Below are 20,728 nucleotides of genomic sequence, written 5' to 3'. Positions count from 1 at the left end.
TCAATATATTCAGCCCGGAAGGCCTATGCAGAACGGATACATCGAACGTTTTAATCGTCTTTACCGGGAGGCGGTATTGGATGCTTACCTGTTCTTTGATCTTTACCAGGTAAGGGAACTGACACAGGACTGGATGGAAGAGTATAATCACAAGAGGCCACATGAATCACTAGGCAATCTTACGCCTATTGAGTATAAGTATAAAATGTTAGCTGCTGAAAAGAAAAATACTCAATTAATAGCTGTCTGAAATATGGGGTACTTACAAATGTATATGCCGGATTTAGGGCGTTGGGGGATTGTGGATCCGTTGGCGGAGAAAATGACGAGACACAGCCCGTATAATTATGCATTTGATAATCCTATTAGATTTATTGATCCGGATGGTAGAGAAACTAAAGATTGGGTTTATAATTATAAAAACAATAGTGTTTATTGGAATAATGATGCCACAAGTCAAGCAACAGCTGGAAAAAATGAAACATATCTAGGGAAATCTGGAGGATATACAGCAGAAGGAGGGTCTACAACAGTTTTAAATTCGGATCGTAGCTTTAAAAACAATGCATTACTAGGAGGATTGGCTACCAATTTAGATCCTTTAATTCAGGCAGGGCAAAATGGTCCATTAATGAGTACGCTAGCTTTTGGAGACTCAAATACTCCAATGCTAAAAGAAGCATCTGGATCTAATTCACCAGAAGTTGCTATGGGAAACCCATCAGGACGTTTAGCTGTTGCGGGGTTATATGGACTACAAGGAAGTGTTTCGGGAATTACAACGGAGTTTGCCTTGGCAAAAATAGGTTTAGCTGCTAAATTGTCTTGGTCTTTAACAGGCTCTACAAGTGGTGATGCCTTAGGTGGTTTAGGGGTGCAAATAGCCAATCCTACAAGTAAAGGATTTGCAGGCGTTGTTAATAATGCGAAAGCTTTATGGGGTACTTCCCAAGAGCAAATGGCAGCGCATCTGGGTGAAGGATGGACATCTGGAAGTTATGGAAGTAATGGGATGGGATGGAAGTTCACAAATGGAGATAAATCTATTTTTTACAACCAAAGTAGCTCGGCCCACGGAGGGGCAGAATACTGGGGATTTTCTTCAGGAGAATTAGGAAAAACAAAAATAGTAAATCCTTCTACTTATCTCCATAGAGCAGGAGATAAAGCAACAATTATTTACAAATAAATTAATTATGGATACAAAAAAATTATATGATTTATTCTTGGATACCCTATCACATTGTGGCTCATTTATTTTTAATTTAAGTAAGGATGAAATAGAATATGAAATTTTTGAGGAATTTGACATTGGAGTTATTTCGTTCTTACATGAAGATTCATTAAAACAATTATTAGACTCTAAACTTATTACTATTGAAATACGAGATAAATGTATTTTTTTAAGAGAAAAAGTATTGAGATTACAAGAATTAAACTTATGGAAAATAGATTTGGTCAAAACAAATGAAAAATGGTATGAGGTTATTATTATTTGTGATGAAATAAAAGAATTCATTAATAATACTTAAAGCCCCCCTCGCTGACTTGAGCTTCTAGCTCGTGACTAATACAAAACATTTAATAAGCTGCCTTTTCTGGCAGCTTATTTTATTAAAAGACTATATTTTCATTGAAAAGACCCAGATAGCGCGGATTTGTAATCCGTGCTTTTTCATTATAATTACATAAAATTAAAACCACAAAATGTCAACAAAGTATAAAGCGACAGAAATAACACAAACATACTTTATAACAATAACAACTGTTGGCTGGATAGACATCTTTACAAGGCTTAATCAAAAGTATAATATTATTAATGCTTTAAAATTTTGTCAGGAAAACAAAGGGCTTACTATTTTTGCATATTGCCTAATGCATAGCCATCTACATATATTATGCAGAGCAGATGCTAATATTTCATTAGCAGAAATAATGAGAGATTTTAAAAAGTACACTACAAAAAAAATCATTCAGACAATTATAGAAGAACCGGAGAGCAGAAGAGAATGGTTATTGAATTATTTCAAAAAATCTTGTGAACATTTATCTAGAAAACAAGAATACAAAGTATGGCAAGATGGTTATCATGCAGAAGAGGTATTTTCAAATAAATGGATCAAAGAAAAAATAAATTATATACATCAAAATCCTGTAAAAGAAAGAATAGTAACAGAATCTGAGAATTATTATTTTAGCTCAGCCAGAAATTATTCAAATTTGGATAGTGCTTTAGATATTGAAGTTATCTTTATGGGATAATAAAGTCACGGATTACAAATCCGCGACATCGGGAATCTGAGAATTATTATTTTAGCTCAGCCAGAAATTATTCAGATTTGGATAGTGCATTGGATATTGAAGTTATCTTTATGGGATAATAAAGTCACGGATTACAAATCCGCGACATCGGGTCATTCAATTTTTACATTTTTTAATGATATTAGTAATTTAAAAGAGGGGACATACGAATGGAATGGATCTTATTGGAAATGTACAAGTTGCACTAAATAAAAATTAAAATATAATGAAAAAAGTAATCATCGTAATTGCCACAATATCTTTGGGTATATTGTTCTTTTACTTTCTACGCATCTATGGGTGGTCTGGATTCAGATTCTATAAAACAACACCCAAGGAGTATATTAATAAAACAAATGTAAATAAATCTATATATTCATCTGATAGTATAAAAATAGCTACGCAAATGCATATGCTTATAGAAAAGCATCAAGAATCCTTTTATTCCAAAGAATATGATGAATCTACACAGTTAATTATAGACACTATTTTGTATAGTCCTGATTATAAAAAAATTGCAACTTTTATTATTACACGTAATTCAACAAGCAAGCAGTTAATGCCAGATAAAAATTATAGTTGGTATTATAATGCTACATGCTACATTGGTACAAAAAGTCAAGATTCCATTTCTTTAAATTGGATAGGGCCTAATTATAATAATTCATATAGCCTAGAAGAAATAACTAAAAATATTAGGAATTATTTCTTTAGAGAAAGAGCATCAGATACTAGCGATCATAAAGTAACAGACTACAATATTGATGATATTCGTTATTGGAAAAAAAGTATGGATTGGAAAAATTTAGAATATAAAAAAAAGATGCAAAAAGATTTTGAGGAAGAAAAATTAAAGAATCCACAAAATGTATATGAACCCCAATAATAACCTGCTAGAGCGAGCCTCCGGCTCGTGACCAATAAAATATCTAATAAGCTGCCTTCTCAGGCAGCTTATTTTATTAAAAGACTATATTCTCATTAATACGAACGAAACGCTCACATCAATACAGCTTTTCTGAAAGAAAAACAATCAAAATATGATCGATTTTCTGAGTTCAAAACCGGGTTAAAATAAACCTCTTTTTTCCAAAAAAGTTATCCACAAAATATAGAACGACACATTTTGTCGCTCTACTCTTTTATCTTTGTTATCTAAGATTAATGACTACGAAACCTGCTTGATTTCAGTGATCATGGAGGTTGAGAGTGACCATAAAACAAACATAACCCCATGAAAAAAGATTTCTATCTTACCCGCTATGCTCTTATCATTAAGAGATTAGAAAGCTCTCCCGCAACTTATGCACAACTGGAAGAGTACCTGTTGGGCTCCTTCGAATTTCAGGATGCCAAGATCACCGGTTACTCCATCCGGACCCTGCAAAGGGATATTAAAGAAATCGCCAGCCTTTTCAACCTTAATATCCACAACAAAAAGAAAGGCGACAACCGTTATTACATTGAGAGTCGACCAGTAATGGAAATCGACGAGTACAACCAAAAACTTCTGGAATCTTTTCAGATCAGCAATGCCCTGAACCTGCATCCCGACTTCTCTTCTTTTGTATTCTTCGAAACCCGTAAACCTACCGGACTGGAGCATTTCTATGATCTGTTTTTTGCCATTCGTAATAAAAGAGTGGTAACATTCGAACATTTCAGCTATCAGACCCGACTGATGACTTCCCGCAAAGTACAGCCTTTAGCCCTGAAAGAGTCGAAAAACAGATGGTACCTGATTGCTGTAGATGCAAAGGACAAAGCTTTGAAATCTTTTGGACTGGACAGAATTAATTATCTGGAGGTAAGCAATGGAAAGTATCGTGAAAAGTACAATCTGAATTTTAAAGAACATTTTCAGAATGCCTTTGGTGTGATGAATCTTGCGGAACAAAAACCGGAACGTATTGTACTGAAATGCTCCCGCCATCAGGGTGAATATATCCGCAGCTTTCCGCTGCATACTTCACAAAAAAGCTTCAGAGAAACGCCTCAACATATCTGGTTCGAGTTTTTCCTGCATCCTACCTACGATTTTATGCAGGAAGTTTTATCATTTGGTCAGGAAGCCGTAATATTGGAGCCTGTATGCCTCTCAGAGCAGATTACTGCACATCTGAAAAATGCTTTAAAAAATTATGAATAAAATAACCGTTTGATGATAATAATTCGATATTTTTGTAAAACACCACTCACACAATTAGTATGAAATTATTTAGATTCTTTGCTCCGGCACTGATCGCTATACTCTTCAGCATGTCTGTAAATGCGCAGCAAAAGGCGACAGACTTTCTGAGTATTCCCGGGCCTGTACAATTCAACAATGCCTCATGGCGACTTAACTGGTCTTCTCATCCGAATGCCAATTATTACAAACAGGAATATCTGACTCCCGGAGAACAGACAGACAAATACAAAAAAATGCTGATGATAGATTATATCGCTGGCAATTACGCTGTAAAAGATATCGCAGGTCTAAAACTGAATGAACTGAAAAAACTAAAGGAAACCAATCCTATCGTTCAGTTTCAGATGTATGAAAACAATGGCGAGATTATTTTAGACTTTTTACTAAGTGCTAATGATAATAAAGGCAATGTCGCTATTATCGAGCGCAATATTTACCGTTACCGTAGTGTTACCGATACTTCTGGTAATCCTGGTATCGTTTTATTCGGACTTAGTGAAAGAGGATACGCTCCGGACATCGAAAAATTTCTGACGAATCTTAAATCCAACATTCAGACAAGCCTGAATGCCGTTTCCGCTTTCAATATTCCTCAGGTAAACCTGAAAAGCAAATAACTTTCTACTTAATTTATCAATCCTTATAAATTTAACCAGCCAATGAAAGCTGTTGTACTAAACGCTTTTGGAGATATCGATCAACTGGAAATCAAAGATATTCCTATCCCTTCTATCGGAGAGGATGAAGTACTGATCAGGGCTAAAGCGATCAGCATCAACCCTGTGGATTATAAAATCCGCAAAGGCATAGGCTGGGCTCCCGAATTACTGGCTTATGATCCGATTATTTTAGGCTGGGATATATCCGGAGTTGTAGAAGCTGTTGGTGCAAAAGTAACACTGTTTAAAACCGGAGATGAGGTTTTCGGAATGGTTAATTTTACCGGACATGGTAAGGCCTATGCAGAATATGTTGCCGCTCCGGCTGCACATCTTGCAAAAAAGCCCCGAAATATATCCCATGAAGAAGCGGCAGCCAGTACTCTTGCGGCACTTACCGCATGGCAGGCTTTCAACAGTTATGGTAAGCTTCGGCCAAATGATAAAACGCTGATTCATGCTGCCTCCGGAGGTGTTGGCCACTTTGCTGTACAAATAGCCAAACATCTGGGCGCTTATGTTATCGGAACTTCGTCAGCTAAAAATAAAGATTTTGTACTTGGATTAGGAGCTGATGAGCATATAGACTATAAATCGGTAAAGTTTGAGGAGGTTTTGTACGATCTGGATTTCGTATTGGATGCCATTAGTGGTGATAATTTTGCTAAATCTATACAGGTTCTAAAACCTTTTGGAACTATTATTGGACTTCCTTCGGGATATAAAGAAGAAGATGAAAAGGCAGCACGCTCCAAACATCTGCATGCCAGTTTTTATATGAAGGTATATTCCAACGGAGCAGACATGCAGCATATTGCTAACTTACTGGAAAGAGAAATTATAAAGCCGCATATTTATAAAGTGTATACACTGGACGAAATAAAAGAAGCCCACCAGCAGATAGAAAGCGGGACAACAGTCGGAAAAATCGTGGTTGGCATTTAAGAATTAGTCTAATTTGCTTTACCGAAATACTTTTTGATTTCGGAACACGTTTAACAATGAATAAGGATAACAATCTGATTTCAAGCTTTATGAACTGGATAAAATTAAAGATTGAAGAGGAAAAAAGTGAAAAAACAGATTATTTAGCATTATAATGATTTTTTTCACACATAAAATATTAGTTAAGATCATTATTTTTTTATAAATTTACAATGATATATTTTTATATATCGATTATTCATAATAATGAATAATCATTTCATCAAGTGTGTTTTTGGGAATCGTATTATTTATTTAATACGATTCTTTTTTATATTAGCATTTTTCATAATTTAGTAAATAAAGATAAATCATAATGATTTATAATATTTCCAATCAACACCAATGCTTTATATTATATGAAAAACGCTATTTTTTTAGCAATTTTATTTATTGTAATATTTGCTAAATCACAAACACATCGATACATTTACGAGCTACAATTCAAATACGATTCTACAGAAACCGACCGCGCCAAGCTCAATATGGTTCTGGATATCAATCCCAAAGAAGTGAAATTTTACGGAAGAGATTTACTCACAACAGACTCCATTAATAAAAAAACGGGTGGTGACAATAAATTTGTCGATATGTCCGGACAAATTGTAAAGCGTAAAATAAACTCTTTTGAAAACGAGAATTTCACTACAATTAAATTTGGCTATTACACCTATAAAACAAATGATAAAGTAGACTGGAAAATTTCTAATGAAACTAAAAAGGTTCAGAATTATACACTGCAAAAAGCGACTACCGGATTTGGCGGCAGAAACTGGACCGCCTGGTTTTGCAAAGATGTTCCTTTTAATGAAGGTCCTTTTAAATTCCGTGGCTTACCTGGATTAATTTTTGAAATTCAGGATGATAAACAAAACTTTATTTACACCCTTGTGAAAAGTCAGAATCTAAAAGATACCTATCCTACTCAGGATTTTGTTGAGTCATTTTTTGGGAACAAAGCGGTACCGATTACCGAGCAACAGAAACAAAAGTTGTTTATGGAATACTACAATGACCCGTTTGCCTATGAAAGAAATAATTTTGCAAAAACAAATGCAGACTGGAAGATTAATATCAATGGAAAAGAAATACAAACCCTGGACGAACTAAACACACAGACCAAGAATATGCAGGAGCTTATTAAAAAATACAATAATCCTGCTGAGCTAAACAAAGCAATACATTATCCAAATTAATCAGGTTTCATTATTCGGGCAAGTATTTATCCACATTATTCATCTTAAATATCTTTCTTATTGCTAGTTTCCAACAATAATAAAGCCTGAATAAATATTCAGGCTTGTATATTTTCATTAAAATGTATGCTACTTAATCAGCCACATAACACCATTAATATTATCGCCACCAGGATATTGTCTGTTAACAGCATTGGTGAGATTTGTATTATTGTTTGTAATCTCTGTTGAAGGATACATCCATCTTTTAGGAATTTTCCCATCATTCAGAATACCTTTCCCATCAGTATTAAACTTAGGGTATCCTGTTCTCCTCTGATCATAGAAAATTCTCCATCCGGTATTAAAAAATAAGGCTGTATGCTTCTGGTCCATGATCTGTTCTATTTCTTTGCTAGGTTGCAGTGCTATAGTAGATTGCGCTAAATAAGCAGCAGCATCTGCACTTCCAATTTTATAGAAATCCATAGAAGCACTAATCCCTTTTATATAGTAAGCATTTTCATTCCCGCCAATCCAGCCTCTTACAGCTGCTTCAGCTAAAACAAACTGCAATTCGGCATATCCCATCAGCAAAGTTGGTTCATTAATCGGATCGTCAAAATATCTTGGGTTAATTCTCGACGCCAGACCATCAGATGCCCTTTTAGAGTTCTCCCCTAAATCACCACTGCCATAAAGGCCATCATAATAACTAAACGGATCATCTGATATCACCCCCACTGTACTTGTTTTCTTTTCGGCCATTTTAAATAACCTTGGATCATTTGTATCTTTGAGTTTCTTCACAAAACTCCCCTCCATATAATAGGCTGTTTTCAGATCATTGCTGTTAAAATAAGGATACCGGTTATTCACCAGATTATAAAACGGCAAAGCACCACTATCCGCACTTCCTTCCATAATAGGGTTCTGAGACGGATTATTCACAATATCAGCGAAAGTCTGTTTTACATTCAGATCCGAATCATCAGCTCTTTTGGATAAATCCATTAAAATTCTTAATCTGTAAGAATTAATCAGTTTTCTCCATTTAAGCAGGTCACCATTATAAATAATATCACCACTAATACTTGTATTGAACTTAGAAAGCTCTGTATTGGCTAAAGCCAATTCATTAAGCACTCCTTTGTAAACACTTTTCTGATCATCATATTTTGGATAGAAAACACCTTCCTTCACTGCTTCGCTATATGGAATATCACCAAAAGTTTCTGAAAGCGAGATAAAAAAGTAAGATTTGAAAAAACGAGCCAGTGACTTATAAACCGGATTACCTGTTCTGTCGGCCTCCTGTACCATTTTTTCTACCTGCTTGATATTGTCATAATTACCAAATGAACCACGCTGCCAGTTATAATATTGCTGAGCATTAACGCCATTTATATAAGCCAGTTGTCTGGATGCTAATGCTGCACCTGCATCAATATTTTTAAAAGCATTCACCTCGATATCAGGCAACAGGAAATCCGGACTTACACGCACGACACGATTAGGATCATCCTGATAATCTTCGACTTTACTACAACCTGACAAACCTAATACCGTGATTAATGTTAAAGAGTATATTTTAGTTAATTTCATTTCTGTTGTGTTTTTAATTAGAATTTCACGTTGATGTTTACCCCAAAGCTTCTCGTTGCAGGCGTCTGAAGATTATCTAGTCCTGAATCCGGATCGATATTCTTAATTTTTGACGCTAACCAAAGGTTTCTCCCTATTAAGGAAATACTTGCTGCAGACAAGTTTAACTTGTCAACAAAAGATTTTCCGAAGTTATAAGTCAACGTTACCTCTCTCAGCTTAATAAACGTTTGCTTATAGTAATGATAATTGCTTTCAAATGCATTACTTGTACTCTGCATATAAGCATTGTAATTCACTGCAACATCATTTGGTGCAAATTTTCGGGTATCAGATACTACATTACCATTTTTATCATAGGTGATAGAACCCTCTGTAACTTTAACCCCTGGTGCGATATAGGTATTTTTCCCGGCATTAGCATCATCCCGGAACTGATTAACCGTTCCCGGCGCAATACCACCCCACCACATTTTCTGGTTGGTTGTAGAATACATCATCCCTCCAATTCTACCATCAAATAATAAAGAGAGTGAGAAGTTTTTATAACTGAAATTATGAGAGAAGCCATAGGTCCAGTCCGGATTCGAATATCCCATAAAAATTGGAATAGGAGAAGTATTATTCACAGGATAACCATTTTGCAGTACCAATTTTCCGTCTGGTGATGTTTCATACCCACTAGTTGTCAACTTGTCTGTACGTTCACCTTCACGAACATATTCATTGGTCATATCCTTTCCTTTGTAAATTTCCGATAAATATCGTCTGTACTGACTAAAATTAACTTGTGTACTCCATCTGAAATCTGTCTTTTTAAATATATCTGCACTTAGTGTAAATTCTATACCTTTTCTTTTATAAACATTTCCGTTCGTTTGGAAAAATTTGTACCCGGATCCCTCAGATAATGGGACTCTTTCCAACTGATTGTAATCTCTGGCATTGAAATAAGCGACATCCAAATTAATTCTGTTTCTAAGGAAAACAAGATTAGTTCCTATTTCCCACGAATCAGTTGTTTGTGGCTTTATATTCTGATCGATTAGTATATTCCCAAAACCAAATGCCGATTGCCCGTTCCAACTCACTCTTTTATCGAATGCAGAAATATATCCATAATTATCATCTGCTATTTTCCCTGACGTAACACTAGCATAAGATCCCCGCACTTTTGCCAGATTAATCCACGATGGAAGATTAAACAATTGGTTCAGCAATAATGATCCGGAAACCGATGGATAGAAATACTCATTATTCCCTTTTGGCAGGGTCGATATTTTATCATAACGCGCTGTCATATTCAGGAAGAATGTTTTGTAGAATTCCATATCTACATAACCGTATACACTGTTAATTTGTTCATACTCTTTCCTGTTTCTATCTCCATCTGTCGGAATAAATAATGGCCCAATACTATTAAAAAGATTATACCAACCCGGAGTCACCAAACCATCAGTACGTATTTCACTATTTTTCATTTCTCTGTAATAGTTCGCTACATAACCTTCCGCACTCAGTGTAAAATTATCCGAATAGTTGTTCTGATATTTCAGACCTAACTCTGAAGTGATATCAAAGTAATTATTACTAACCTGACTGTAGTTTCCTAATGACTTATTTCCATAGCCGATATAACTTTTAGGCTCACGATACTCACGATTCAGGCTATAAACATTAATACCAACACGTGCTTTGGCTGTTAATTTCGGAACAATCTGATATTCCAGATTTACATTCCCCATAACATTATCCTTGTAGTAAGGCCTTTGATATTCATAAGCCTGGAAATACGGATTATTATAATAAGACACATTGTAATGTCTTTGCTGGTAACCTTCTTTGCCAGGCACCCAGTAATTTCTTAGATCTCTTACATCTACATCTGCTCCTGTCCACAAAACAAGATTATACAGATAGTTGGTAGGTCCGTATCCTACTTCCGGAAAATTGGAAGTATATGTTTTATTGTAGGTTAAAGCTGTATTGATTGTCAGGTTTTTAACTGGGTTTACAGATCCTGCCAAACTGATAGATGTCGTTTTCAGATTCGTGTTCGGAACAATACCCTTCTGGTAAATATTGGAAAGTGAAAGCCTGAAAGTTGCCTTCTCATTACCCCAGTCTACACTTACATTATTGGACTGGATAAGACCTGTTTCAAAGAAGTTTTTAATATTGTTTTTACCACGGGAAATCCAGGGTAACGGAATCAATTTTCCGGTAACCGGATCTACAGAGCTGTTATACTGAGGAGTTTCGAAATATCCACTGGGAGTATTTGGATCTCTCTGATCCAGCTTAGGACCCCAAATCCATCCACCGCCTTCACTACCTGATCCCTGACCATTAATATACGCATATTTTCCATTATTCCCGCCACCATAAGTCGTCTGAACTTCAGGAATACGGATAAAGGAAGTCTGAAACATGGTAGAATTATTAAAAGAAACCGTTAGCTTTCCTTTCTTTCCTTTTTTAGTGGTAATCATAATCGCTCCATCTTTACCAACAGAACCGTAAAGTGCGGAGGCAGTTGGTCCTTTCAGTACACTGATATTGTCGATATCATCCGCATTAACTCTCCATAAATCTGCAGTTCTGTCCGGTATCCCATCTATAACAATTAATGGTGTTGTTCCTCTCAGATTAATTCCCGGATTTTGGAAAAGATCGGTACTGTTCCGAATATTCAATCCGGCAACACGCCCCGAAAGGGAATTAATAAAATTCGGTTCTTTTGCCTTCTCAAAGACATCACCTTTTACTTCCTGAACAGCATAACCTAATGCTTTCTTTTCTTTTTTGATTCCCAAAGCTGTAATAACAACCTCATCAATTTTTTTCTCTCCTGTTTTCAGAGTGTCCGTACCACTTGTTCTGGGTACATTTTGAGCATACGCTTCCAGACCGGAGACCAGCCCCAGTGCAATTAAAAGTTGTAACTTCATGAATAGATTCTTATTTAGTGTGTCTTATCTTCTGATCCATGTATTCAGAAAACCGGCCTTGGTCTTCAGAACTATTTTGTAAATATTGGAATTAGCAGTCTTGCGTTTAGACGTAAACTTTCCATTGCTGAGGTTCACTTTGCCCAGTAACTGATAGGAGTCTTTACCTCCGTTTTTGAAGTTGTTGGTATCGGCAATATATACCTCACCTATTTCTTTAGACGGCTCTGTTGTCTTCCAGCTAACCTCCAATGTATTATCGGATGACAGGCTGGCTTTAAGATGATAAGCTGCTATCTTTTTCAGTAAATCTACACCGTCAATTTCCTGCTGAACATCCACAGGTACTTTCAGATTCAGGAAATCTGTCATCGTTGGTAGTATATCCGTAACCGCTACACGATTATTCTTCGCATAAGTATTAATATTGGGTTTATTAACCGCTATCCATGTATTGCGCTCTCTGTCGCTTTGGCCTCCATGCCCCTTTCCGTTATTTGCAGTTCTTCCGTGATCCGTTGTTACAACAACCAACCAATCTTCTCCGTACTTTGCTTCACGCTCTTTTACAGAATCATAAATCTGCCCGATTAATCTGTCTTCAAAAGAAATGGCTTTATACAGAATATCACCATCACCATGGCGGTGCCCCATATCATCAGAAAATTCTAAATACACCCAGGATACATCCGGAGCATTTTGTCTGATATAACTGGCAGCTTTCCCCGTAACTACACTATCAATTTTACGGATATATCCGCTCTGTTTATCATGTGGAAAACGTACCGTATCTTTTTCCATTCCATCAAAGGCAAAATCCATCTTTATTTTTCCGGTAGCATCCAGATTTTCACCTATAAGCTTTGTACGATTATCTTCCCAGGTAGAAAATACCGCTGTCTTTTTATTCGGAAATTGATTTTTAAAAAGTCTGAAAATTGTTGGATAATTATAGTTAGGTGCTTTAATATCATTACCAAAAACATTGTGTTTATTCACCCACGTTCCTGTTAAAAGGCTATTATAACCCACTGCGGAAATAGTTGGCGTCTCGCTATAGCCGCTTTTTTCTCCCCCAACGTAAGCTTTCAGCATAGCACCGTCTTTTTTAATTCTGTTAAGGTTGGGGATTTCTGCTTTATCCAGCATATCCTCTGCAATACCATCTACAATAATAAAAACTACTTTTTTTGTTGGTGTTTTTTTCTGGGCAGAAATGCCACAGCTAAAAAAAGAAATAAGAATAAATAAACAGATCTTCAGGGAGTTCATGGTTATGTTTTTTTTATTCTGTCAAAATTCCGCAAAAAAATAATATCCGGTTTTAATAAAATTTTAACAAATTAAATAATGTATATTAATTCTAATTAAAACAATGTTAATAATCCAGGCTTCACAGCCTTATATTGAGCTATGCATAATAATTCGGACTATATTAACAAAAAAAATAAGGTTATGTTCTAAAGCAACTAATTTCCGGACAGATAATATATTATGTATTTTTATCTTTTTACATTTGTGAAATACAAACAAAAAAACATCAATAAATTATATTTTTTACCATAAAAGAAAAATTCGAATTTATATTTACTAGAATCCACAATTTATCTATAATTATTCACCAAACATAGATTAAAGATTAATGAAAGATTAACATAATTATTTCCCGAAGACTAGATTAAATATATATATTTAACAAAAGAAATATTAAACAACATCACAAACAAATCACATGAATTTTACACCAACCCAAGAATGGCTATACAACTACGACGAAAAAAAAATATTATTATCTCCTGTTAGCGACTTCAATGAGTATTTTACTCAGGATGAGATTAGTAATAAAAAATTATATCGTTTGGATATGGGAGAGATAGTTATTCCTACCGGCAATATTATGGTAAGAGATCCTTTGGTATACCTACATCAGGAAGAACTTCCGTACTTCATAAAAGTACCAACAGGAACATTTCCTTTAACTACTTTGGTGGTTGAGGTAGATGAAGAACACCACAGATATGTTGCTACACGTGTAAAATTCACAGAAAACAAAGCAGTATCTTATACAGAAGCCTTGATCGGTAATGAAGATATAAGCACCCTTAATTCAGGAGAATATTTTGGTTTCAATGTCGATGCCGGTCTTGCTACAATTGTAGATACCGAGACTAGAGACCTTTATTGCAGCTTTGTGGATAAGTGGGAAAAAGAAAATCCGGAAGGTAATATCTATGACAATTTCTTCGCACAAGAATTTAAGAACAGCTATGAAAAAAATCCGGAATTCCAGAGAACAGATGGTGACTGGATCAATTTCAAAATCCCGGATACTGATCTAAACATTCCTATGATACAGACAGGCTTCGGAGATGGCGTTTACCCTGCATATTTTGGCTATGACGAAAACGGAAATATATGTGAACTGGTTGTTCAGTATATCGCTATTGAAATGGCTTTCGGTGATGAAGATGAATGAAGGTCATTTATAATTTTCAAATTGGCCCATACCGAATTTTAAAATCAATCTACAGCAGTTCTGTCCTTCAGAAATAACGTTCTGTACTCTTTAGGTGTGATTCCTGTAATTTTTTTAAAAAGCTGGGTAAAATGTGAGGCTGTTTGAAAATTAAGCTCATAGGCTATTTCCGCAATATCTCTTGTAGAATATAGTAATGCTTTTCCGTAGTTAATATCAATTTCATTAATCCATTGTTTCGGCGACTTTCGGGTAACGCTTTTAATGCATTTATTCAGATAGTTTTCGGTAACAGAAAGCTTATTGGCATAAAATACAACACGCTTTTCGGTAATATGATGCTTGAACAGTAAGTCCCGGAACTGGAGTGATAGTTCCATGGGTCTTGTTGCCATTTTGTGATGGCTGCCGGAATCTGAGCTTAGCATTTTTACCAGAATAAGGTGAAGCATGGTTATGGTAACATCATTTACATCCAGGTTATTCAGCAAAAGCTCCTGCTCCAGAATAACCAGAAGCTGAGTAATCGTAGTATAGGTAAGATTATCCAGATGCAGAAATGGTGTCATAAAGAATATACTGGTCTTATGTTTGGGCAGTTCCTGCTCGGAAAGGATACTGTTTTCATAAGCCAGAAAAAAACCTTCGATATCATCAGAAAGCTCTATAGTTGCGGTAATAGTTCCCTGTTTTATAAAGATTACCTCACCTTTTTCTGCTACGTATTCGGTTGTATCCAGATATTGCTTGATACGACCATTGGTAACAAATATCATAAAATTGAATGTCGTGCGGTAAGGTATAACCGGCATGAGAATTCCTTTCAGATAGTCTTCAATTCTGTAAAGCTGTATATCAGCGTTATTTTCCAGAATCTTTTCCGTAATATTCGGAAGAAACTGCTTTTTATACTGAAAACTAGATAATACTTCCATTTATTCTATGAATAATCATTTATGAATTATACAAAAATAATGCAGAGTACATATTCCCTGCATTATTTTTTTTTAAAATTTATAATAAACTCCTACTTTCACACCGAACGGTGTTCCCGGAGTATAGGTAAGATCCGTGATTGGATTAGGTTCGTTTCTCAATTGGGTTTCAGTAGCGAACTGCGCTTCATTCCATTTTACGTTAAACAGGTTACTAACCTGAAAATTCGCTCCCCATTTCGCACGGTTATAAGACAATACAAGATCGTTTACAAAATAAGATTTTGCTTTAATACTGTTATCTTCTACTGCTGGCCTTCCACCCAAATACCTGTACTGAAGTCCTAGTGAAAAGCCATTAAGAAAATCCCAGTTTACAGATCCTGTACTCGTTACTATAGGAGCCAGTGGTATATAATCTTCTCCCTTTGCCTCATCTACAAATCTTGCATGAGAATAATTGATATCAGCATTCAGATAAAGGTTAGCCATCGGCTGGTAGCGGATACCCAAATCGAATCCGTAACGTCTGGACTTTCCGGAAGGTTCTACTACGGCATCATCTCCTACATACACAAATTCCTGCTGCAACTGAAGGTACCAAAGTGTAGGGGTAATAATCAATGATTTGAAAGGGTGCAATCTTACACCAAAATCTCCGCCTATGGAGTATGGTAAAGTTTTCTGACCTTTTTGTACTACGGCCACCCTCATATCATTTGAATGGAAGCCCATACCGGTTTTCAGGAACCACATTACTTTATCACTTGCCGCATAAGAGAAATTAAGCTTTGGACTTACCCTTGTTGCCTCGGTAGACTGACCGGAAGGGAGCGTCTCGTAATCCAGTAAATTGTGCATATTAAAAATAAAATGATCAACTCTCAATCCCGGATTAATTGTCCATTTCCCGGTTTTCCATACCAAACCGGAATATACGTGCAGATTTGTTTCTGTACCGGTAACATCGGATAACTGATTCAAGAGCAAATCTCTGTGATATACATGATTTAGTTGCAATGTTCCTATATCGTCATTACGGAAACCTACTCCCGAAATCCAATCCATTGTTCCGTTTGGCAAGCTGAATGTCTTGGTATACTTGATTTCGGTACCATAAACATTTCTGCCATCTTTCTGCTGGATTTCATCACCATGGTCCTTATCTTTCAGATAGAATGTAAAGTCAGAATATAAGTTGAAGTTATAACGGGAATACCAGGCCATAGCATCAATCTGCTCTGAAGAAGAAATAATATGCTTATAATTCATCTGAAGATTGGTTCTGGAAGTCTTGCCACCTTCGGTAGGATCTATACTTCCCCAACGTCCGATAATTCCTTCATCTACTGCCCGCTCAGGAATTTGTCCGGATGCATTCCATGAAGAATTAAATGTTGAAAACTGAATATTGAAATAATCGTTATCTGTTAACCACTGATTGTATTTCGCAAAAATATTAACTCTGTTAAAGTTCTGCTTTACATCAAAAGGTCCGTCTGTATAGTTATATTCCGCTGCTACGTATGCATTTTTACGGTTGGTAGGGTCATTAATAATGTTGAACATGCCCATAATCCTTTTGGTATTGAAAGAGCCGCCTTCCAGCTTTATCATGCTGTTATTAAGATGATCAAAGGTCTTAAAATCAACATATCCCGCTGTATTAAAGTCACCTCTGTCGATATAATATGCCCCCTTACCAAAGTCGATATTATTCACCGTTTCCGGAATCACAAAATGCAGATCCGAATATCCCTGTCCATGAGCATGGGAAACAATGTTCACCGGCATTCCGTCTACATTTACACTTACATCTGTACCATGATCCGCATCAAAACCTCTTAAAAACAATTGTTCTGCCTTTCCACCACCAGCATGCTGGGCAATAAATAAGCCTGGAACTTTACGCAACAAATCCTGAGCTGAGTTAACCGGAAATTTATTCAGGTCTACTTTTGTCATAGCCGAAAGGAAAGAACTATGATTAATAGCTACTTCCGAAATCTGTAATGGCTTGTGCTGAAGCAGGATAATGTTATTTTTATCTTCTGTTCCGTTGATTACAAACTTCACTTCATCATACCCATTATGGCTTATACTCAGCGTATCAGGATAAGATTTTATCCCTACTACAAAAGAGCCGTCTGCACTGGAGTGGGTATGGCTTTCGCCTCTGTTAAACTTAATCAATGCATCTCTGATAGGATATTTATCGTCTACATCTTTTACAAGTATCTTTTTTTCAGCTGCCACTTCTTGTGCATGGGCTAGTCCACTGACCACCATTGCAAGTAAGGCAACCATCATTTTCGATTTCTTCATTTTTTTAATATATTCTCTGGCTCTGTAGAAGTACAGAACATTTATTACAATTAGCAGGCTCAGAAAAATTACTGAGCCTTCTTTACAAATAGTTTTTGGATAAGTAAAGTTATCCACGTACCGACTACAAAAGGGAATGTAAATACCCCGCCTACAACATTAAGTATATTATTATCTATAAGGACATCGTCGATAACTACGGTTAATACTACGGCAATCAGTACCCATAATCCGTCTGTTTTTTTGACACCGGAAAAAACAATTGCAGAAAGAACAGCATTAAAGCCAAATAGCCCCATATGCACCTCCTGAATAGGCTCTCCGTTCAGTTGTGACAATCCGGCACCCAGAATAGAAGCTATAAGTCCGTATAAGGCTGCAACAGGCGAACTGATAAATACAGCCACAAAGAAAATAATACCGGAAAGTACACCTCCCTGAAAAATCACTTCCCCGAAACCATTGGTACAGGTTAAAAAGTCATCATAATCTGTATGTACAATTTCCGCACTGATAAGATCAGATGGCTGAATATGAGTAAACTGATGTAATAGAAATACCAATACCCAGGTAATGATAATAAACGGAAAGGTAAATACCGGGATTTTCTTCTGAATAAAGAAATGCTGGATAATGCTGGCCAATGCACCTCCCAATATAATCAGAACCCATATAAGGATTGTTGCCTGAAATATAAAGGCCAATGCAACTCCTACTAAAGCAGCACTAAAGCCATATAATCCGGCATTAATCTGTGATTTATCATAATTTAATTTCATGGCAGTAAAGGTACCGGCTGCCGTTGCCAGAATAGCTGCAACTCCACATTGCCAGCTCCCAAGGAAAAGTCCAACAAGAAACAGAAGTCCCGTCCAGCTGTTTTCCTGAAGCATAATCTGCCCTACTCCTTTTAATACATTGTCTACAAAAGGAATTTTTGCAAAAAGTTTATCCATAAATAACAGTTTAATTATTTTACCATCCTAAAAACACCATCCCAATACCACACACTGTTACAACAGCACCACTTACTACGCCCATATAGCGCTCCAGTTTTTCGGTATTGAATAAAGTTGAATATCCATAACGTCCCAATAATACCATCCCCAACATTGTAGCTACTGTTGTAAGCGTAAACGGAACAACAAGAGCCAGAATTTCGGCAACAGATCTGTTCAGTCCGGAATAGAAAAGCAATGGCGTTAGCGGTTCACTAGGCCCCATTACAAAAATCATAAACAACACAAAGGGTGTTACTTTTATACGGGTCTGTGGCATTACCACTTCGGTATGATTGTGTTCATAAACATAGACATCATCACCCATCACATCAAAATGCTTGTGTGGTTTATTTCTTACAGCCTGTATCAGTCCATAAATAAGATACGCACACCCAAAAATAAGTAATGCCCACCCGGAAATATTGCCCCTTAGCTCCTGAAACCAGGAAAATCTATTAAGCTGCCATCCTAGAAAAACACCTGCGGCACCAATAGCCAGAGAGCTCAGAACATGTCCAAATCCACAGGCTATCGTCAGCATAATAGTCTTACTTCTGCTCCATCTTTTGGATTTTGACAGCACAATAAAAGGCAGATAATGATCTGGTCCCGAAGCTGTATGGATAAAACTTATAGATACAGCACTTAGCATAAGTGCCCAAATAGTGGTATTCATTTTATTAATTTTTTATTCTGATTCCCAGAGTAAGTCCTGAACGCTGAGAAAGAAATTATACATTGACTCTCCGCCGTGGCCTAGCGCTCTTACAATAAATCCGTTGTCTTCCATTGCCGACACTCCAATCTCCAAATCCTCTTTTTTATCCTCAGCAAGTTCTACAACAGTTTCTATCAGTCCGTCTCTATCCGTATTTTCTTTTGTACTGTAAAAGATCAGTGTTCCTTGATGGGTATACCGTTCCAGATTTCCGATACTATTAATCGGAATAAGATCCGGCTGAATCAGTACATTATCCTTTACAACCAGTTTATCTTCATGATAGATTTCGGTAAGGTTCTGGAAGCGTTTCAGTTTGAAAACTTCTCCGTAATGTTTCCTTCCGCAGGTAATAATTTCACTGATAATAACCTGACTATTTTTACCGATACGGATATTTGCCTTGCTCTGGAAATTGGAATCTTCATGGGGTACAACAGGATGAGGTACATAAGCGAAAGAGGTATTATCCTGCATAGTGATATTCAGCTGCTGGGTCGCTTTATCTTCCATATTGAAGAGTCTCTGATAAGACTGCGACTGAAGCTGCAGAGCAGCACCTTCTTCCAGGGAGATTTCCAAATGGTAACGGTCCCCATCCAGAATTCCGGGTGAAGAGGACATTACCATCTGGTAAAGCTTGTTATCATTCTTACGCTGTCCCACCGACACTACCCGAAAAGGAAGTGATACATAGAGGTCTTTCACATAAGAAGCGCCCTGCTTGTATCCTGCAATAATGCTTAAACTACTATCCATTTATCTTACCAGGTTCGGTTCTTCGCACTCTTCCAGTAATGCATATTTTTTAATCCAGCCGATTACTTTATCCAGACCTTCATCTGTTTTCAGGTTTGTAAATACGAAAGGATTTCCGTTTCTCATTCTTCTGGCATCTCTTTCCATTACCTCAAGGCTTGCACCTACATGCGGAGCAAGGTCTATTTTGTTGATGATTAACAAATCGGATCTTGTAATACCAGGTCCTCCTTTTCTCGGAATCTTTTCTCCTTCTGCTACGTCGATAATAAAGATCGTAACATCTGCAAGATCCGGACTGAAAGTAGCTGAAAGGTTATCACCTCCACTTTCGATTAGTACCAGTTCGATATCCGGAAAACGTGCTGCCAATTCATCTACAGCTTCCAGATTCATACTTGCATCCTCACGGATAGCTGTATGTGGGCATCCTCCGGTTTCCACACCAATAATTCTGTCATTAGGAAGCAGACTATTTTTAGCCATGAATTCTGCATCTTCCTTGGTATAAATATCATTGGTAATTACACCAAGATCATAAGTACCATATAATTTTCTGCTTAAACGTTCTAATAAAGCAGTTTTACCAGAACCTACAGGTCCTGCAACTCCTACTTTGATATATTTTCTGTTTTCCATTTTTGTATA

Annotated in this window: 19 protein-coding genes; 10 read left to right on the top strand and 9 right to left on the bottom strand. The window is 36.5% G+C overall.

Annotated features, from left to right (window positions below):
* From C8J95_RS08585 to C8J95_RS08540, 9 genes are all read left to right on the top strand, one after another.
* The coding region (locus C8J95_RS08585) for an integrase core domain-containing protein (RefSeq protein WP_146165449.1) at nucleotides 1–250 on the top strand (250 nt) is incomplete at its 5' end.
* A 3-nt stretch (nucleotides 251–253) separates the two neighbouring features.
* Entirely contained in the window at nucleotides 254–1,189 is a 936-nt protein-coding gene (locus C8J95_RS18930; RefSeq protein WP_107807963.1) for a hypothetical protein, read from the top strand.
* 7 nt (nucleotides 1,190–1,196) lie between these two features.
* Nucleotides 1,197–1,532 (top strand): hypothetical protein, encoded by a 336-nt coding sequence (locus C8J95_RS08575; RefSeq protein ID WP_107807962.1) that lies wholly within the window; start codon nucleotides 1,197–1,199, stop codon nucleotides 1,530–1,532.
* Between the two features lie 175 nt (nucleotides 1,533–1,707).
* Entirely contained in the window at nucleotides 1,708–2,262 is a 555-nt protein-coding gene (locus C8J95_RS08570; RefSeq protein WP_107807961.1) for a transposase, read from the top strand.
* Nucleotides 2,263–2,527: 265 nt separating this feature from the next.
* Entirely contained in the window at nucleotides 2,528–3,187 is a 660-nt protein-coding gene (locus tag C8J95_RS08560; RefSeq protein ID WP_107807960.1) for a hypothetical protein, read from the top strand.
* 348 nt (nucleotides 3,188–3,535) lie between these two features.
* Complete coding sequence (locus C8J95_RS08555; protein WP_107807959.1) at nucleotides 3,536–4,450, top strand: YafY family protein; 915 nt, start codon at nucleotides 3,536–3,538, stop codon at nucleotides 4,448–4,450.
* A 59-nt stretch (nucleotides 4,451–4,509) separates the two neighbouring features.
* A complete protein-coding gene (locus C8J95_RS08550) occupies nucleotides 4,510–5,109 on the top strand; it encodes a hypothetical protein (RefSeq protein WP_107807958.1) in 600 nt (199 codons plus the stop codon).
* Nucleotides 5,110–5,151: 42 nt separating this feature from the next.
* Complete coding sequence (locus C8J95_RS08545) at nucleotides 5,152–6,096, top strand: NADP-dependent oxidoreductase (protein WP_107807957.1); 945 nt, start codon at nucleotides 5,152–5,154, stop codon at nucleotides 6,094–6,096.
* Between the two features lie 398 nt (nucleotides 6,097–6,494).
* Entirely contained in the window at nucleotides 6,495–7,331 is an 837-nt protein-coding gene (locus tag C8J95_RS08540) for a GLPGLI family protein (RefSeq protein WP_107807956.1), read from the top strand.
* 129 nt (nucleotides 7,332–7,460) lie between these two features.
* Here the strand turns inward: C8J95_RS08540 and C8J95_RS08535 are convergent, their stop codons facing one another.
* From C8J95_RS08535 to C8J95_RS08525, 3 genes are read right to left on the bottom strand one after another with little or no spacing between them, the layout of a single operon-like run.
* Entirely contained in the window at nucleotides 7,461–8,915 is a 1,455-nt protein-coding gene (locus tag C8J95_RS08535; protein WP_107807955.1) for a SusD/RagB family nutrient-binding outer membrane lipoprotein, read from the bottom strand.
* Between the two features lie 17 nt (nucleotides 8,916–8,932).
* On the bottom strand, nucleotides 8,933–11,866 hold the full coding sequence (locus tag C8J95_RS08530; RefSeq protein ID WP_107807954.1) for a SusC/RagA family TonB-linked outer membrane protein: 2,934 nt from the start codon (nucleotides 11,864–11,866) through the stop codon (nucleotides 8,933–8,935).
* 24 nt (nucleotides 11,867–11,890) lie between these two features.
* A complete protein-coding gene (locus C8J95_RS08525; RefSeq protein WP_107807953.1) occupies nucleotides 11,891–13,138 on the bottom strand; it encodes an alkaline phosphatase family protein in 1,248 nt (415 codons plus the stop codon).
* A 460-nt stretch (nucleotides 13,139–13,598) separates the two neighbouring features.
* Here C8J95_RS08525 and C8J95_RS08520 point away from each other — a divergent pair, with 460 nt between their 5' ends.
* Nucleotides 13,599–14,342 carry a DUF4241 domain-containing protein gene (locus C8J95_RS08520; RefSeq protein ID WP_107807952.1) on the top strand — a complete coding sequence of 248 codons (744 nt, stop codon included), beginning with the start codon at nucleotides 13,599–13,601 and terminating at the stop codon, nucleotides 14,340–14,342.
* 44 nt (nucleotides 14,343–14,386) lie between these two features.
* Here the strand turns inward: C8J95_RS08520 and C8J95_RS08515 are convergent, their stop codons facing one another.
* From C8J95_RS08515 to ureG, 6 genes are all read right to left on the bottom strand, one after another.
* On the bottom strand, nucleotides 14,387–15,277 hold the full coding sequence (locus C8J95_RS08515; protein ID WP_059323491.1) for an AraC family transcriptional regulator: 891 nt from the start codon (nucleotides 15,275–15,277) through the stop codon (nucleotides 14,387–14,389).
* Nucleotides 15,278–15,349: 72 nt separating this feature from the next.
* Nucleotides 15,350–17,602, bottom strand: a complete 2,253-nt coding sequence (locus C8J95_RS08510) for a TonB-dependent receptor (RefSeq protein WP_107807986.1) — start codon at nucleotides 17,600–17,602, stop codon at nucleotides 15,350–15,352.
* 68 nt (nucleotides 17,603–17,670) lie between these two features.
* Nucleotides 17,671–18,558, bottom strand: a complete 888-nt coding sequence (locus C8J95_RS08505; protein ID WP_107807951.1) for an urea transporter — start codon at nucleotides 18,556–18,558, stop codon at nucleotides 17,671–17,673.
* Nucleotides 18,559–18,577: 19 nt separating this feature from the next.
* A complete protein-coding gene (locus C8J95_RS08500) occupies nucleotides 18,578–19,279 on the bottom strand; it encodes a hypothetical protein (RefSeq protein ID WP_045181634.1) in 702 nt (233 codons plus the stop codon).
* A gap of 12 nt (nucleotides 19,280–19,291) precedes the next feature.
* Nucleotides 19,292–20,080, bottom strand: a complete 789-nt coding sequence (locus C8J95_RS08495; protein WP_107807950.1) for an urease accessory protein UreD — start codon at nucleotides 20,078–20,080, stop codon at nucleotides 19,292–19,294.
* Nucleotides 20,081–20,719: an urease accessory protein UreG gene (gene ureG, locus C8J95_RS08490; RefSeq protein WP_034868849.1), complete on the bottom strand. Its 639-nt coding sequence runs from the start codon at nucleotides 20,717–20,719 to the stop codon at nucleotides 20,081–20,083. It abuts the gene before it with no gap.
* Nucleotides 20,720–20,728 lie beyond the last annotated feature (9 nt).

It is taken from the genome of Elizabethkingia sp. YR214, assembly GCF_003058195.1.
Taxonomy (GTDB): domain Bacteria; phylum Bacteroidota; class Bacteroidia; order Flavobacteriales; family Weeksellaceae; genus Elizabethkingia.
This window is presented reverse-complemented; position numbering and strand designations above follow the sequence as displayed.

What these genes read in the sequence shown, in the direction of transcription:
- C8J95_RS18930 (WP_107807963.1), top strand. Translation starts at nt 254, where the DNA reads ATGGGGTACTTACAAATGTATATGCCGGATTTAGGGCGTTGGGGGATT.
- C8J95_RS08575 (WP_107807962.1), top strand. Translation starts at nt 1,197, where the DNA reads ATGGATACAAAAAAATTATATGATTTATTCTTGGATACCCTATCACAT.
- C8J95_RS08570 (WP_107807961.1), top strand. Translation starts at nt 1,708, where the DNA reads ATGTCAACAAAGTATAAAGCGACAGAAATAACACAAACATACTTTATA.
- C8J95_RS08560 (WP_107807960.1), top strand. Translation starts at nt 2,528, where the DNA reads ATGAAAAAAGTAATCATCGTAATTGCCACAATATCTTTGGGTATATTG.
- C8J95_RS08555 (WP_107807959.1), top strand. Translation starts at nt 3,536, where the DNA reads ATGAAAAAAGATTTCTATCTTACCCGCTATGCTCTTATCATTAAGAGA.
- C8J95_RS08550 (WP_107807958.1), top strand. Translation starts at nt 4,510, where the DNA reads ATGAAATTATTTAGATTCTTTGCTCCGGCACTGATCGCTATACTCTTC.
- C8J95_RS08545 (WP_107807957.1), top strand. Translation starts at nt 5,152, where the DNA reads ATGAAAGCTGTTGTACTAAACGCTTTTGGAGATATCGATCAACTGGAA.
- C8J95_RS08540 (WP_107807956.1), top strand. Translation starts at nt 6,495, where the DNA reads ATGAAAAACGCTATTTTTTTAGCAATTTTATTTATTGTAATATTTGCT.
- C8J95_RS08535 (WP_107807955.1), bottom strand. Translation starts at nt 8,915, where the DNA reads ATGAAATTAACTAAAATATACTCTTTAACATTAATCACGGTATTAGGT.
- C8J95_RS08530 (WP_107807954.1), bottom strand. Translation starts at nt 11,866, where the DNA reads ATGAAGTTACAACTTTTAATTGCACTGGGGCTGGTCTCCGGTCTGGAA.
- C8J95_RS08525 (WP_107807953.1), bottom strand. Translation starts at nt 13,138, where the DNA reads ATGAACTCCCTGAAGATCTGTTTATTTATTCTTATTTCTTTTTTTAGC.
- C8J95_RS08520 (WP_107807952.1), top strand. Translation starts at nt 13,599, where the DNA reads ATGAATTTTACACCAACCCAAGAATGGCTATACAACTACGACGAAAAA.
- C8J95_RS08515 (WP_059323491.1), bottom strand. Translation starts at nt 15,277, where the DNA reads ATGGAAGTATTATCTAGTTTTCAGTATAAAAAGCAGTTTCTTCCGAAT.
- C8J95_RS08510 (WP_107807986.1), bottom strand. Translation starts at nt 17,602, where the DNA reads ATGAAGAAATCGAAAATGATGGTTGCCTTACTTGCAATGGTGGTCAGT.
- C8J95_RS08505 (WP_107807951.1), bottom strand. Translation starts at nt 18,558, where the DNA reads ATGGATAAACTTTTTGCAAAAATTCCTTTTGTAGACAATGTATTAAAA.
- C8J95_RS08500 (WP_045181634.1), bottom strand. Translation starts at nt 19,279, where the DNA reads ATGAATACCACTATTTGGGCACTTATGCTAAGTGCTGTATCTATAAGT.
- C8J95_RS08495 (WP_107807950.1), bottom strand. Translation starts at nt 20,080, where the DNA reads ATGGATAGTAGTTTAAGCATTATTGCAGGATACAAGCAGGGCGCTTCT.
- ureG (WP_034868849.1), bottom strand. Translation starts at nt 20,719, where the DNA reads ATGGAAAACAGAAAATATATCAAAGTAGGAGTTGCAGGACCTGTAGGT.